The sequence below is a fragment of the Cetobacterium sp. genome, from assembly GCF_977044495.1.
Genome location: NZ_CDRRQU010000053.1, coordinates 1 through 13,804, shown reverse-complemented (window position 1 = coordinate 13,804; position 13,804 = coordinate 1). Strand labels below are relative to the sequence as shown.

15 protein-coding genes are annotated in these 13,804 nt (G+C 28.7%); 5 read left to right on the top strand and 10 right to left on the bottom strand.

All coding sequences use genetic code 11. The features are described from left to right. Positions 1-1,046, bottom strand: a 1,046-nt coding sequence (locus tag ACWI69_RS10540; RefSeq protein ID WP_448821797.1) for a mechanosensitive ion channel, incomplete at its 3' end; no start/stop codon positions are given. A gap of 194 nt (positions 1,047-1,240) precedes the next feature. Between ACWI69_RS10540 and ACWI69_RS10535 the strand changes: the two genes are divergently transcribed. The 4 genes from ACWI69_RS10535 to ACWI69_RS10520 all read left to right on the top strand — a co-directional run bounded on the left by ACWI69_RS10535 (position 1,241) and on the right by ACWI69_RS10520 (position 3,125). Next, positions 1,241-1,750, top strand: coding sequence for a YiiX/YebB-like N1pC/P60 family cysteine hydrolase (locus ACWI69_RS10535; RefSeq protein WP_448821796.1), 510 nt, complete (start codon positions 1,241-1,243; stop codon positions 1,748-1,750). Positions 1,751-1,834: 84 nt separating this feature from the next. Beyond that, positions 1,835-2,134: a hypothetical protein gene (locus ACWI69_RS10530; RefSeq protein ID WP_448821795.1), complete on the top strand. Its 300-nt coding sequence runs from the start codon at positions 1,835-1,837 to the stop codon at positions 2,132-2,134. 23 nt (positions 2,135-2,157) lie between these two features. After that, a complete protein-coding gene (locus ACWI69_RS10525; protein ID WP_448821794.1) occupies positions 2,158-2,523 on the top strand; it encodes a hypothetical protein in 366 nt (121 codons plus the stop codon). A 233-nt stretch (positions 2,524-2,756) separates the two neighbouring features. Next, entirely contained in the window at positions 2,757-3,125 is a 369-nt protein-coding gene (locus ACWI69_RS10520) for a hypothetical protein (protein WP_448821793.1), read from the top strand. A 134-nt stretch (positions 3,126-3,259) separates the two neighbouring features. Here the strand turns inward: ACWI69_RS10520 and ACWI69_RS10515 are convergent, their stop codons facing one another. The 3 genes from ACWI69_RS10515 to gltS form a co-directional block, all read right to left on the bottom strand. Next, entirely contained in the window at positions 3,260-3,691 is a 432-nt protein-coding gene (locus ACWI69_RS10515; RefSeq protein WP_448821792.1) for a hypothetical protein, read from the bottom strand. A gap of 117 nt (positions 3,692-3,808) precedes the next feature. Further along, complete coding sequence (murI, locus tag ACWI69_RS10510; RefSeq protein WP_448821791.1) at positions 3,809-4,606, bottom strand: glutamate racemase; 798 nt, start codon at positions 4,604-4,606, stop codon at positions 3,809-3,811. Positions 4,607-4,633: 27 nt separating this feature from the next. Then, positions 4,634-5,833 (bottom strand): sodium/glutamate symporter, encoded by a 1,200-nt coding sequence (gltS, locus tag ACWI69_RS10505; protein WP_448821790.1) that lies wholly within the window; start codon positions 5,831-5,833, stop codon positions 4,634-4,636. A gap of 241 nt (positions 5,834-6,074) precedes the next feature. Between gltS and ACWI69_RS10500 the strand changes: the two genes are divergently transcribed. Further along, positions 6,075-6,614, top strand: coding sequence for an HdeD family acid-resistance protein (locus ACWI69_RS10500; RefSeq protein WP_448821789.1), 540 nt, complete (start codon positions 6,075-6,077; stop codon positions 6,612-6,614). 49 nt (positions 6,615-6,663) lie between these two features. Here the strand turns inward: ACWI69_RS10500 and ACWI69_RS10495 are convergent, their stop codons facing one another. The 6 genes from ACWI69_RS10495 to ACWI69_RS10470 form a co-directional block, all read right to left on the bottom strand. Further along, entirely contained in the window at positions 6,664-7,563 is a 900-nt protein-coding gene (locus tag ACWI69_RS10495; RefSeq protein WP_448821788.1) for a S66 peptidase family protein, read from the bottom strand. Between the two features lie 15 nt (positions 7,564-7,578). Further along, positions 7,579-8,118: a spore maturation protein gene (locus ACWI69_RS10490; RefSeq protein WP_448821787.1), complete on the bottom strand. Its 540-nt coding sequence runs from the start codon at positions 8,116-8,118 to the stop codon at positions 7,579-7,581. Further along, positions 8,118-8,744, bottom strand: coding sequence for a nucleoside recognition domain-containing protein (locus tag ACWI69_RS10485; protein ID WP_448821786.1), 627 nt, complete (start codon positions 8,742-8,744; stop codon positions 8,118-8,120). Before ACWI69_RS10485 ends, ACWI69_RS10490 begins: the two co-directional genes overlap by 1 nt. A 16-nt stretch (positions 8,745-8,760) precedes the next feature. Continuing rightward, positions 8,761-10,200 (bottom strand): ABC transporter permease, encoded by a 1,440-nt coding sequence (locus ACWI69_RS10480; protein ID WP_448821785.1) that lies wholly within the window; start codon positions 10,198-10,200, stop codon positions 8,761-8,763. 65 nt (positions 10,201-10,265) lie between these two features. Further along, the gene (locus ACWI69_RS10475) at positions 10,266-11,228 is read right to left on the bottom strand and encodes a thiamine ABC transporter substrate-binding protein (RefSeq protein ID WP_448821784.1); all 963 of its coding nucleotides are present in this window, start codon (positions 11,226-11,228) and stop codon (positions 10,266-10,268) included. Positions 11,229-11,254: 26 nt separating this feature from the next. Beyond that, positions 11,255-13,804 (bottom strand): UvrD-helicase domain-containing protein (locus ACWI69_RS10470; protein ID WP_448821783.1); only part of this gene is annotated, 2,550 nt, incomplete at its 5' end.

The following is a 13,804-nucleotide window of genomic DNA, read 5'->3' as shown; positions in this document are numbered from 1 at the left end:
GAAAATTTACCAACTAGTTTAGCATAGTTATTTTCAGTAGTTTTTAATCCAGCTTTTTCAAGGTACAAATCGAATTTCAAGCCTATTAATAAGTTAGCTATTATATTTTCTATAATCCTTCCAAAGTACAATGAAATAACTAAAATCAATGCTACTCCAACTAAATTTGGAATATAGCTAAATAAAATATTCAGCATACTTATTACAGGATATATAATTATATCCAAACCTAAATAATTTAAAGATGCAGAGAATACCGGTATAAGCACCAATACATAGATTATATTGGCTATTACACTTGAAAGCTTTCCTTCAAATAGTACTTTTCCATCTACACTCAATTTTTCATCAAGTTTGAAAGAATCTAAAACTCCTCTTATTATATCTCTCAATTTATAAGCTATAAACCAACCCACAATTAAAATTAGAGCTGCAGCAATTAAACTTGGAATATAATTTAAAAATTTAGTCAACATATCTGTAATTGGAATCAATATTTTATCTAGTTTTAATGCTGCTAAAACACCAGGTAAAATCAATATAAATACTACAAGCGAAATAATTTCACTAAAAACTCTCGATAGAGATATTCCGTTTTTTTCAGTATGAAATTTTTCATCTACTTTTATTTTTCTGAAAAATATTTCTGAAAATTTTTGAGAAAGCTTTGCTAAAACTATCGCAATTATTAAAAGAATTATCCCTCCTAAAACATTTGGAATGTATGAGAATATTGGATCTAAAAGATTCAGTATAGGGTTTACTAATCTACTAAAGCCCAGTTTTTCCATTATTATACCTATTATAAAAATTATAAAAATATAATATATGAATTTAAGAAGTATTTTTATTGCAGATGTGCTTGCTCCACCTTCTTTTCCAGTAATTTCATGTTCTAAGTTAGAAAACAATTTTGTTTTATTTAAAAGATGTTCCAATTTACTTACAACGATTGATGCAAAAGCTAAACCTACTAATAATATGATAATTGATGCAATAATATTAAGTGTTACATTGTTAAGAATTAAAACTTTAAGTTCTTCCATTTTTATCCCTCCTATTTTTTCTCCTTTATCTTTTTGTTACTTTTTATACAATCTTTTTTACTGTTATTTTTAAATTTTCTTTTTTTATATTTACTTTTTTACATTTTTTATGGTATTAGTATAAATATGAGGAGGTGTACGAATTGAAATGTAGATTTATTAAAAATGTATTGTTTTTAATTTTTTTATTATTTATGATTATCGGATGTTCTAATAATTCTTATAGATGGGAACCAACTCAAATTGCCATCCATAATTCTTATAAACTTCAAACAGGTGATATCATTATTAAAGATAAGCTTATTACTGATCCTATGTCTTGGCTTGGACATAGCTCCGTCATGATTAGTGACACTCACATTGGAGATTTTCCTATGCCTGGAAGTGAGTACTATACCGTCAGTGTCAACGCTTGGCTCAATGAGCCTAATCGAAAAGTTATCGTTTTAAGATATCCACATTTTAATCAACAATTTAAAGAAGCTTTTTTAAAAAATGTTGAGAAATATGGTCATGGTAAATATAGAGTGTCTTTTTTCAAGAACAATGATACAGACTTTTATTGCTCAAAATTTGTCTGGTTTTTATTTTCAAAAACTGCTCAAGATTTAGGTTATCAATTAGATCTTGATTCTGACAAAGGTCCTATTATTTTTCCATATGATTTTTTAAACTCTAAAAATTTAGAACAAGTTGTCCTTTAATTTTTTCTTCTCTGAAAAAGATAAAAAGGATTTAGAGGATATTTTATGTATATAACTATATAAATCTATCGTGGAGGTTTTAGTATGTATTATAGAGAATATTTTTTCTATCTAAAAGAAAGACTACCAGAAAAGTGCTATGAAGTGCTTAAAGAATGTTATAAGACACAGAAAAATGATATCGAAAATAACTTTAAATTATTACAAAGCTCTATATCACAAGTTGAAACTATAGATATCCTATTACCAATTCAAAATACCTATTATCATATGAACTATGAGATTCTCTTGAGAGAAGAACTGATTTCAAGACATTCTTCAAAAGAAAATTGCTACAAACTAGATCGTTTTGGTATATATCTTTTACACTATTTAAATGAATAAATTTAAAATAAATGGAGGAACTCATGAAAGAAGCACAAAGTTTTGCTGACACTTTATATCTTTTAATGGAAGATTTTGAATACAGCATTGCAGAACTAGAAGATGATATTTTTTCACTTTTACGTGATGATTTTCAACTTACCCTAATAGAAGAGAATAAGCACCTCTATTTTCTTTTAGAAAGCTCTAACTTAGACCAAAATATTAGATTGAATGTCGAAAGAGTTCAAAAGTTTTATTATATCGTCCGTAAAAGTAGCTTAGGGAATGGTCAAACTATTCCCTTTTTATTTTTTGTTTGTTTTTTAATTGTTCTAGACTTTTTTATACATTATTCTTATTTTTATCTACTATTTAAAAACATATTTGACATTCATATACATTTATAGTACTATACTTGTGAAACCTAATTTGATTAGATAGATCTATGTACCCCCAAAAATCTATTTTAATCTTTTTTATTTTTTAACACTCCCCCGTGTTAATAGAAAACTCCTTTTCCCCAAAAGGAGTTTTTTTATTTCAAGCAAAATCAAAATAAAAAAGGAAATAAAAAATTTCTAAGAATAATAGTGTAGTACTGCAGTAGCATTAAAAGTTTAAAAATATTAGGAGGTCACACATGAAAAAATTACTTTTAGGTTTAACTGTTTTATTATCGCTTACAGCTTTTGCTAACTCTAAAGAAGATATGATTGAAACTGGACTAATGAACAAATTTCCTACTTTAACAGATGGACAAACGACTATTAATATTCATGAATATGATGTAGATCTAGATCATCATAAAATAAAGTTAAAAGTAGAATTGAAAGGCGACGCCACAAAAAACGAATATGATAAGTTAGATAAAGCCAAACTAGAATTATTAGCTTCTGAAATGGCAAAATACACTCAAACAGAATCAGGAAAGACGCTTCCAGTATACTTAGAAATTGAACTTGATAAAGATATGCTACCTGATGAAATTTTATACAAAAATACTTTTTAAATAAACTAAAAAGGTAACTTTCAATGCTTATCATTGAAGTTACCTTTTTTTAAAATCTAATACCCCCGTATTTGTCTATAATATACCACACTTTTAAACTAATTTCAAGTTATTTGTTCATTTTTTGTAATTTATTATTCAAAATCATCTATTAAAAAATTCTTTTTTATTCTATCTGATATCTGCTCAAAATAAATAGATTTATTTATGTAATAATCTATAAAATTTTCATCTAAAATATTATAATTTTCTAATCCTTCTATCAAATCTGAACGATTAATAATCAATTTATCTTTAAAAATTTCATTAATATAGTTTTTTATATCCTTAGCTGAAAAAATAGATATATATCTATCAAAAAAAAGATGTAGACTATTTTTAGTATAATTTTTATAAATCTCCATGGCATCAGAGTGGTTTTTTATATAGTTTATATTATCCACATATTTTTTAAATTCATCAATGGGGATTACAGACCCTGAAATATAAAATATACTGTCTATATAAACTAGATAGGGTTGTATTTTATAAATTGTTTCTAATTTTTCGTCTATTAAATTATTCATTTCTTTCCTCCTTTTACCCCATATCTCTTATCTTATTCTACAAAAAACTCTCTCTATTTCTTTTTTTTGGATAAAAAAAAGTAACAATATAAAAATATTGTTACTCTTTCAACCACTTTAACCTACTAAAGGTTGATAAATATTTGAAAGTTCTTCTCCCAAAAATTTTTCACCTACTTTTTTAAATTTTTCTATATCTCCTGTTACAAAATAATCTATATTTATCTTTTGTTTTCTACTTTTTTTAACTCCATTTTTCAGAGCTAGTTTATTAAGTTCAAATAGAACGTACATAGCTGTTTCTTCTGCGGGATCCACTATTTTTTTATCAACCAACTTTTCAATCTCTTCCCTTATCAGCGGATAGTGTGTACAACCTAAAATTAAAGTATCAATATCATTTGGTAACTGATCTATATATGCTTTTAAAAGAGCTGTATTTTTATCACTACTCTCCCATCCTCTCTCTATCATAGGACAAAGAAGATCACAACCTTTTTGATAAACTTCATACTTTGGATTTAGAGTTTTTATGATCTTTTCATAGATTCCACTTTTAGCTGTTAGCGGCGTTGACAATACTCCAATTTTTTTATTTTTACTTTGTTTTATTGCCATAGCGGCTCCCGGTTGAATTACTCCTATTATTGGTATACTTGTAAATCTTTCTTTCAAAATATCTAAAGATGCTGCTGTTGCAGTATTACAGGCTACAACTATTATATCCACTTGATTATCTATTAAAAATTCTCCTATCTTTAAAGAAAGGTTTTGAATCTCTTTTATAGTTTTACTTCCATAAGGAGAGTTCATACTATCTCCGTAATAAATTACATCCGCAAAATCTATTTTTTCTTTTATTTTCTTCAATACACTTAGACCCCCAACTCCAGAATCAAAAATACCAATTTTCACCTTTCCCCTCCTTTTTAATTCTTAGTTTTATTTCCCAAAAACATTTATAAATACTGTTATCAAAGAAGCGTTGGTAAAATCAATAAATAGTGCTCCTACTAAAGGTAGTACAAAAAATGCCGTTGGTGATGGTCCATTTACAATAGTAAATGATTCCATATTAGCCATTGCATTTGGTGTTGCACCCATTCCGAAACCACAATGTCCAGATGCCATAACAGCTGCATCATAATCTTTTCCCATAACCCTAAATGTTACAAAATACGCATATAATGCCATTACTGCTGTTTGAACTAAAAGAATTACTATCAATGGAATTGCCAATGCAGCTAAGTCCCACAATCTCATTGACATTAAAGCCATTGCTAAGAATAATTGTAATGAAATATTTCCAACCACATTAATTGTATGTAGAGGTAACTCTCCCTCTTTATTATCGATAAGATTTCTTATAATAGCGGCTACTAACATTGGACCAATGTATGCTGGTAAAATTATTCCTATTTTTTTAGATAGAGGTACCAGTAATCCTCCGATCCCCATTGAAATAACTATATACACAATTGCATGAAATAAATTTTCCTCTGTAATTTGTTCTTTCACAACCTCTTTTGTTCCCTCTTCTGGAATTAAAAAATCTTCCTCTTTATGTCCAACTAATCCATATTGCTGCATCAATCGTTTTGCAACTGGTCCACCTATCATACACCCTGCTACTAATCCAAATGTAGCTGAAGCTATAGCAACTGACATTGCTCCAGTCGCTCCTGCTGCCTCAAGGGCTGGTCCAAAAGCTCCCGAAGTCCCATGTCCACCAGTCAACGGTACTGACCCTGCAGCTATACCTAACAAAGGATTTAAACCAAAAAACTTTGCTAATGTTACCCCTACAATGTTTTGAATTACTACCAATAAACTTGCCACGCATAAAAATACAAATACTTGAATACCACCTCTTTTTAATAATTTTAAGCTCGCTAAAAACCCAATTGTTGTAAAAAAGGCTATCATTAAAAGGTCTTTTAACCCTCCATCAAATGAGAAAGTAAATGTTTGTGATAATCTACCAATCAATGTAAATACTGAAAATATTACTCCACCTATTACAGGGGCTGGTATAAAAAACTTTCCAAAAAATGAGATTTTTTTCTTAACCCATTTTCCAAGTAACAATAAAACAACTGCTATTGCCAAAGTTTCTGCCATATTAAACTGATATTCAAACATAAAATCCCTCCTACTATATTTTTATACTTTATCTTGGCACAAGTATACTTCGCAAAAATTATGATTTCAAATATATAAATAATATATAACCTATTTTTTTAATATATACGTATTTCAAAATTTATCACTATATGAATATTTTAAGCATTTTTATTCAGAATAAAAAATTTTAAAGGAGATTTATCATTTTAACAGAATAACATATATAAAAAGATAGATTTATTTTTAAGGAGGGATTTCAATGCAAGAGTTTAACAAAAAAGTTTTTACTTATCTTTTAGTAACAGGAATCTTATTTAGTATAGTTGGAGTTTTTGGAATTTTTAGTCCTACTATTTTTTCCGTGTACTTAGTTGATATACTGGCAGCCTTTTTCTTAGTTAGTGGTGTTAAAAATTTTACTAAGGGTTTTCAGTTTAGAAAGGTAGCTAATTTTCACTGGGGTCTATACATTTTTATAGGCGTTCTAGAAATTATAATCTCTTTGTCACTATTTAGCACTCCATTCGCTAGCCAAATATATATAATTATATATGCTGGTATATTCATGATTTTTAAAGGAATATTCATTATTTTGAATATTCTATTTAATAGAAAAATATTCCCTAGCTTAGTTGACTTCAGTTTGGGTTCTGGTATTATTGATACTTTATTTGGTGTACTTTTAGTGGCATTACCGTTTTTTTCCCAAGAGTTCATAGCTTTATGTATAGCATGGTACATATTATTTAGTGGTGCTAACCTAATTTTATCAGCATTTTATTTTAAAAAGTCACAGTAATAATTAATTAAATATAGTAAAAGAGGATAGAACTAGTTTCCATCCTCTTTTACTTTCTAACTACTATTTTCTTTTTTTCTCCATCTATTTCTAAAATCTCTCCAAATTCTAATGTTAACATTGGAGTGCAGTGTCCTGATTTTAGATTATAGCAGATAGGTTTATTCAAATTTTTAAAATGACTATCAAAAACCTCTTGTAAAGACATATCATCATTACTTGATTTATCACAGTTCATAAAATCACCAAGTACTATCCCTGCAACTTTATCAAAAATACCCAAGTTTTTTAGCTTCCATAACATTCTATCAATCTTATATGTCGATTCTCCTACATCCTCTAAAAAAAGAATCTTATTTTCATATTCTAAATCAAACTCTGTGCCCAAATTAGATATTAACACTGCTAAGTTTCCACCAACTAACTGCCCGCTTGCTTTTAAAGAGTTATAAAAATATATTTCTTCATTAAAATTTTTTATTATATAACTTTTATCACTATTTACAACTTTTATAAAATTATCTAAAGTTTCTATACTATAACTCTCAGAAAAGTTACTCACAGCCATTGGACCATGAAAAACTTTTAAATTGCATTTTTTTAAAAATGCCATATGTAAAGATGTTATATCACTGTACCCTATAAAAGGTTTTGGATTATTTTTAACAATTTCATAATCCAGTAGAGAAAGTATTCTTATCCCTCCATAACCACCTCTCACACACATAATCGCATCAACATCAGCATCTTGAAAAAAATTGATTATATCTTTTGCTCTCTCTTCATCTGTTCCAGCAAAAGAATACCAAATATTCTCCACACTTTTTCCAATCTTAACCTTGAATCCCATTTTTTCTAAATTAACAATGGCACTTTTTAGTTTTTCCTTCTCAACACTGCTTGCCGGAGCTACCAATCCAATAGTGTCCCCCACTTTTAAGTTTCTCACGTATTCATCACAACCTTAAGCAAACATTAAATTACAAATCCATACTGCTGCTAATATCCCAGCTATATCAGCTAAAAGTCCAGCTACAACTGCATGTCTTGTTTTTCTGATACTAACAGCTCCAAAATAAACTGCTAGAACATAGAATGTTGTTTCTGTTGATCCCATCATAACCGACGCCATTCTTCCAATCATAGAATCTGGTCCATATGTTATAAAAAGATCATTCAGAATTCCACTTGAACCTCCTCCTGAAAGAGGTCTCATAATCGCCATAGGTAAAACTTCTCCAGGCATTCCTATGAATTTTAAAATTGGATTTAAATATTTTATTATTACATCAATAGCTCCTGAACTTCTAAAAACTCCAATCGCTACTAACATAGCAACCAGAAATGGAATAATTTTAATAGCCGTAGAGAATCCTTCTTTTGCTCCTTCACAAAATACTTCATAAACTTTCACTTTTTTTACAAAATATGCATACGAAACTATAAATAGTATCATTAGAGGAATTGCATATAAAGATATTCTTTCCATTACTAATGTAAACATTACTCGCCTCCCCTAATAACATCTGTTTTTCTAATTATTTCCCTTTCAAATGTAGGTAGCTTTTGTAAAATTTTACACGAAACAACCGCCACTATTGTTGAAATCGCTGTTGCTATTATTGTTGGCGCAATTATTTCTGTCACATTTACTGAATTTGCTGCTGCCCTGTAAGCTATTACACTTGATGATATCAAAGTTACTGAAGATGTATTTATAGCTAGAAACAATACCATTGCATCAGAAGCTTCCTCTTTGCTCTCATTCAATTCTTGTAACTCCTGCATAGCTTTAATTCCTAATGGAGTAGCTGCATTCCCTAATCCAAAGAAATTTGCTGCCACATTGGCTACAATACTTCCCGTTGCTGGGTGATCTTCTGGAATCTCTGGAAATAATCTTTTCATTATAGGTCTCAACCCTCTTCCTAAACTTTTTACTAATCCAGCTTCTTCAGCAACTTTCATTAGTCCTAACCAAAAGGCCATAACTCCAATAAGACCTATGGCTATCTCCACTGCTGTTTTTGATGATAATATAACAGAATCCGTTACCGCTTGCACATTCCCTGTGAATAGCGAAATCGTAATTCCAATTACTATAAGTCCTAACCATATCGCATTTATCATAGTTATTTCCCTCCTTTTATTCTTTTTCTGTAATTTTATTTGATAAATAAAATAATATAACTACTATTACTATATTTACGGATGACAACGCCGCTCCTTCTAAAAATTTTTTACCTGAAAAAAGTGAATAGTTTACCAATGCTATAGTTGGAAAGTCTCTTCCAAGTTGCATTGAATATGAGATTGTGAACTCTCCTAAAATTATTGCAAAAACTTGTAAATATGTACCTAAAAATACATTTTTTAAAATAGGACACTCTACCAATAAGAACGTCTTGAGAGGTGAAAGTGTATCAATTTTTGCCAAATCTAATATATCTTTTGGAAACTCTCTCACATATTGATACATAAATGAATAGGCTATTGGAACCGTTACCAAAAAGTATCCAATAACCAAAAGAATCCATAATTTTACATCATAAAGTATATTTATATATATCAGTGCAATACCTAAAAACGCACTTGAAAATCCCATCGTTGAAAAAACAATAGCACTTGTTACTTTAGTAAAATTTTTAAGTAATAAATATGTAAAAATAATCACAAATATTGGAGTAATTGATGCTAAGAGTAATGAATTTCGAATCCCTTGTAAAACTGGATAATAGGCATTAAAATCATTGGAAAAAAGTCTATAAAAACCTTCTAAAGAAAAACTTCCCGTGTAATAGTTGTAAAACCCATAAAATATCCCTATCAAAACAACCAAAAACTCCAGTAATAAATACACTATACTCCAAAGTGTTATCAATATAGGGATTTTTTTTTCTCTAAAATCATTTTGTAACTCATACGGTGGGTATAAATCGCCTGTAAGGTTCAATATTATCAAAAATAAAAATTGCACAACTCCTAGTACAAGAGCTTTTGAAAAGTTTGCGTCTTTTAACAAAGTATTTGCAATTTCAACTTCTAAATTAGAGTACCTTATTCCTCCCAACGCTAAAACAATTCCAAAAGAAGCAAAAGTATATATAAAAACTAAAAACATACCTCTAAAAACTTGTGGAAACATCAGTGGAAGTTTGATTTTAAAAAAGATATTAACTTCATTTAATCCATCTATTTTAGCTGCTTCAATTATATTCTTAGGTATATTTCTCATCCCTTCACTCATATACTTTATCATTATTGGACTATTATAAAATACATTTGCAAGTATTATAGCCTTCAATGTGTATAAAACATTAAAATCTTTAAGAATTGGCAAGTTAAATATAAGTGTAAAAGCTACTACCGTTGATATGGTTGGAAAGAAAAATGGAATAAATATAAGTCCCTCTAATATTTTTGTCAGTGCATTTTTTTTATAACTCATATAATAAGCCGGTATAATGGCGATTATTATTGAAAATATGACAGACAAAATACCTTGAACTAAAGATATTTTAAAAAGTTCGAAGTTTTCATAAAAATTCAAACTCTTAATCTCTTTTAAATGAAAAAAATCTTTCATAAAAAATATTAGAGGGATTCCCCATAGAATAAGATATATATAGCTATAGGATTTATTTTTCTTCATTATTTTTTTAATACCTCAATTAACTCTCTTTTCCAATTCTCCATATTTTTATTCACATATTCCGCATCTAGCTTAACTATTTTATCTGTTGTTGGAACATATTTATAATCTTCTGGCAATTCATAGTTTATAACAGGGAACATATAGTTTTTTTCAAGAGCAAGTTTTTGAAACTCTGGTTCTAAAACAAAGTTTAAAAATTCTTCAGCTGTTTTCTTTATGTTTTTCTTATTAACTAAAGCAGCACCCTCTAAATATATATATCCCCCCTCTTCAGGAATATAACTCTTATATTTATCTTCATTTCCATCTTGATAAAAATAGATTGAACTAGAAGCATACCCACTCATAATAGCTCCCTCTCCTACAGAAAACTTAGCAAAAGAATCCGACCATCCCGAAGAAACTGTCAAAATACTTGGTTTTAGACTTTCCCAAAATTTTAACCAATTCTCTCCGTAAACAGCGATGGTCCAAAGCATAAATGCTTCTCCTGTAAAGCTTCTCGGGTCTTGAACCAACAGCTCTTTTGGATACTTTTTTAAATCTTCAAAAGTCTTCAAATCTGAGGCGATTTTTTTATAGTTATAATTTAGTGCAAGCATCCCATAATCAATAGGTGTAACTGCCCACTCCTTATCAATTATAAAATCAGTTTTTACAATATTCCCAGCAGTGGTTGGTTTATAATTTTTTATAAGCCCCTCTTTTTTAGCTTCCAAATAGTTTATATCTGTCAATCCTACAATAATATCTGCCTTTGGATTTTTTTTCTCCAACTTCATTCTAGATATGACTCCGTCAATCGGCACATACTTGATTGTTGCTCCAGTTTTTTCTTTAAAAATCATACCTGCTGAACTTTCAATCCATTTCATTGACTCTGGTCCATAAACTACAATTTCTTCTCCAAATGATGCTAAACTCATTAAAAATAATCCTGTTAAAACTGTTCTTTTCATTTCATCCCCTCTGATTAGTTTAATTTTTATAGTTTAATTTCTAAAAACTCACCGGACACTTTATAATTATCTATCTCTCCCAAATTATATAGATGTTTTTCTACAATTTTGATATACTCATCTAATTGAGTTTGATTTATTCCTCCTGTTTTATAGTCAATTACAAAAATTTTACCATCACTTGTCGGTGTAGGTTTTTTTATCATGATTCTATCTATTCTTTTTAGCTTACCCTCATCATATATTTCATACTCTGGATATATATAGTCCCACTCTTCTGAAAAAATAATGGGATTATTAATAAAGAAATTTTCAAACTCAATCCCTTCAAGAATATTTTTTAATTTTTCTTCTCCTATTATAGAAGCATATTTTGAATAAGTTCTATTTTTAGCTTCAATATGTTCATATGTAGTGTTGTTTATTATAAACTCTAAATAGTAGTGAATAGCATTACCTATTCTTCTTTTTTCCTCTGTTATTGAATCAACTAAAAAAATTCGATTTGGCTCTTCACATTCTTCTATAGGCTTTTCAATAAAATCTATAGAATCTAACAATTCTATCCTTTTCACTCTTTGCATACTTTCATTTTTTTCAGTTCTACTAATTTTACCACATTTTGTGCTAAATAGTCCATCTATTGAATTTTTTAAATATTTATTTTCGTTTTCACCCATAACTAAAAATAAATTCTTCTTGGCTCTTGTAAGTGCAACGTAGATATTATTTATCTCCTCTTGCTCTTTTTTTACTTCTAACTCTTTTAAAAAATTATAACTTTCTCCCAGATAATGTAATACTTTTTCATACTTTTTATCTACAAATATAAAGTTTTCTATTTCATTAAATGGTGATTTAAAGTCTATATGAAATTGTATTCCACTTTCTAGTCCCTTTTTTTGCCCCTGATGAAAGTAGTAAACCGTTTCAAATTCTAATCCCTTAGATTTATGGATACTTAAAAGAGTTATAGCTTTTTTCTCCTCTAAAGATACCTGTTTAAATTTTGGATTATCTTTTTCATTTATTAAAGAGTTATAAAAATCAAATATATCTCCGTATTCCTTGGACATCTCTAAAAAATGAAACATATTTTTCAAATCTGAGTTCCCAGAAAATACTTGAGAAATATTAAACTCCTCAATTACATTTAGCACAAAGTTTTTATTCTCCAATCCATTCTTAACTATTTTTTTAATTTTATTCAAAACATCTAAAAGATCATTCGAAATACCTTCCGGCACCTCTTCCAACTTCTCTACCGTTTCTCTGTTTTTTAAAATAGTTTTTAGCTCATCATTTCCTATTTTTATAACATCACTTCTTAAAAACTCAAGCAGTGAAAATATATCTTTATTTACAACAAATTTTAAAATTTTAAAAATTGGATTAACTGCCCTATGGTATATAATAGAGTCATTGGAATCTATTACAAATGGTATTTTTCTATCGCTTAAAGCAATAGCTATTTCATTTAGTTGTTTATTACTTCTTGCAATTATACCTATTCCTCCATAGTTACCATCAAAGTTAGTCTCGATAGAATTCACCATAGTTTCTATCATATTTTCCTCTTCCAATACCTCAGTTTCGTCCTCTAAGGATTCTTTTTTTGTTAAAACCTCAAAGTATCCAAGCTCATCACTTTTCCCATCTACCGGAGTAAATTCCCATTTATAACTCCCTTCTTCCAATGCTACAACCTCTTCATATATTTCGCTCACTCCATTAAATACATTATTTGTAAAATCAACTATATTTTTACAACTTCTATAGGAAACACTCATAGTCTCCTCTTTTACTCCTATAATACTTGAAAGGTTTTCAAAAAGAGTTTTCTCCCCCCCTCTCCAACCATATATACTTTGCTTTTCATCTCCAACACATATTAAGTTTTCACAACTATTTATAAGTCCTTTTAAAATTCTCCATTGAAGAACACTTGTATCTTGGAACTCATCTATAAATACCGTTTTAAATTCACTGTCAAATATATCTTTAAAGTAGTCTGTTATATACCCGTCCTTTATAAGATTTATCTCTTCCCTATCTATATATTGGAACATATAACTACTTATATCTAGATGAGTAAATCTTTTTCCATTAAATTTTATATTATCATATATTGAATATAAATTTTCAATAAAGTATAGTACCTCTCTTTCAAAGGATAAAATCTCTCTATTGAAAACCTCTTTAGATATCTCCTCTTTTAGTTGATTAAAAGCTCTTTGTAAAATCTCTATTTCACAATCCAAGTCAATCTTACTTGTTGTTTTTACTCTACGTCCATCCCAACATTTATCGCTTTTAATAATTTCATTCCAATTTTCAACTGCGTGTTCTCTATGAACTGAGCTATCTTTTTCTAAAACCCATTTTATGACTTTACTCATATAATCAGCTAGATCTTTACCATCTTTCTTTTTCTCTTTTACAGCTAAAAAAACATCCATTAAGTGCTTAATTAACTTCTCTATAGATATATCTGACTCACACTCATCCTTATTTTTTAATTTTTGAGATTGTTCAATTAAAATCAGTTTCCATCTGTTATCAATTAGATTTTTTAG

Coding starts and splice junctions, on each gene's coding strand:
- ACWI69_RS10535 (WP_448821796.1), top strand. CDS start 1,241: ATGATTATCGGATGTTCTAATAATTCTTATAGATGGGAACCAACTCAA.
- ACWI69_RS10530 (WP_448821795.1), top strand. CDS start 1,835: ATGTATTATAGAGAATATTTTTTCTATCTAAAAGAAAGACTACCAGAA.
- ACWI69_RS10525 (WP_448821794.1), top strand. CDS start 2,158: ATGAAAGAAGCACAAAGTTTTGCTGACACTTTATATCTTTTAATGGAA.
- ACWI69_RS10520 (WP_448821793.1), top strand. CDS start 2,757: ATGAAAAAATTACTTTTAGGTTTAACTGTTTTATTATCGCTTACAGCT.
- ACWI69_RS10515 (WP_448821792.1), bottom strand. CDS start 3,691: ATGAATAATTTAATAGACGAAAAATTAGAAACAATTTATAAAATACAA.
- gltS (WP_448821790.1), bottom strand. CDS start 5,833: ATGTTTGAATATCAGTTTAATATGGCAGAAACTTTGGCAATAGCAGTT.
- ACWI69_RS10500 (WP_448821789.1), top strand. CDS start 6,075: ATGCAAGAGTTTAACAAAAAAGTTTTTACTTATCTTTTAGTAACAGGA.
- ACWI69_RS10490 (WP_448821787.1), bottom strand. CDS start 8,118: ATGTTTACATTAGTAATGGAAAGAATATCTTTATATGCAATTCCTCTA.
- ACWI69_RS10485 (WP_448821786.1), bottom strand. CDS start 8,744: ATGATAAATGCGATATGGTTAGGACTTATAGTAATTGGAATTACGATT.
- ACWI69_RS10480 (WP_448821785.1), bottom strand. CDS start 10,200: ATGAAAGATTTTTTTCATTTAAAAGAGATTAAGAGTTTGAATTTTTAT.
- ACWI69_RS10475 (WP_448821784.1), bottom strand. CDS start 11,228: ATGAAAAGAACAGTTTTAACAGGATTATTTTTAATGAGTTTAGCATCA.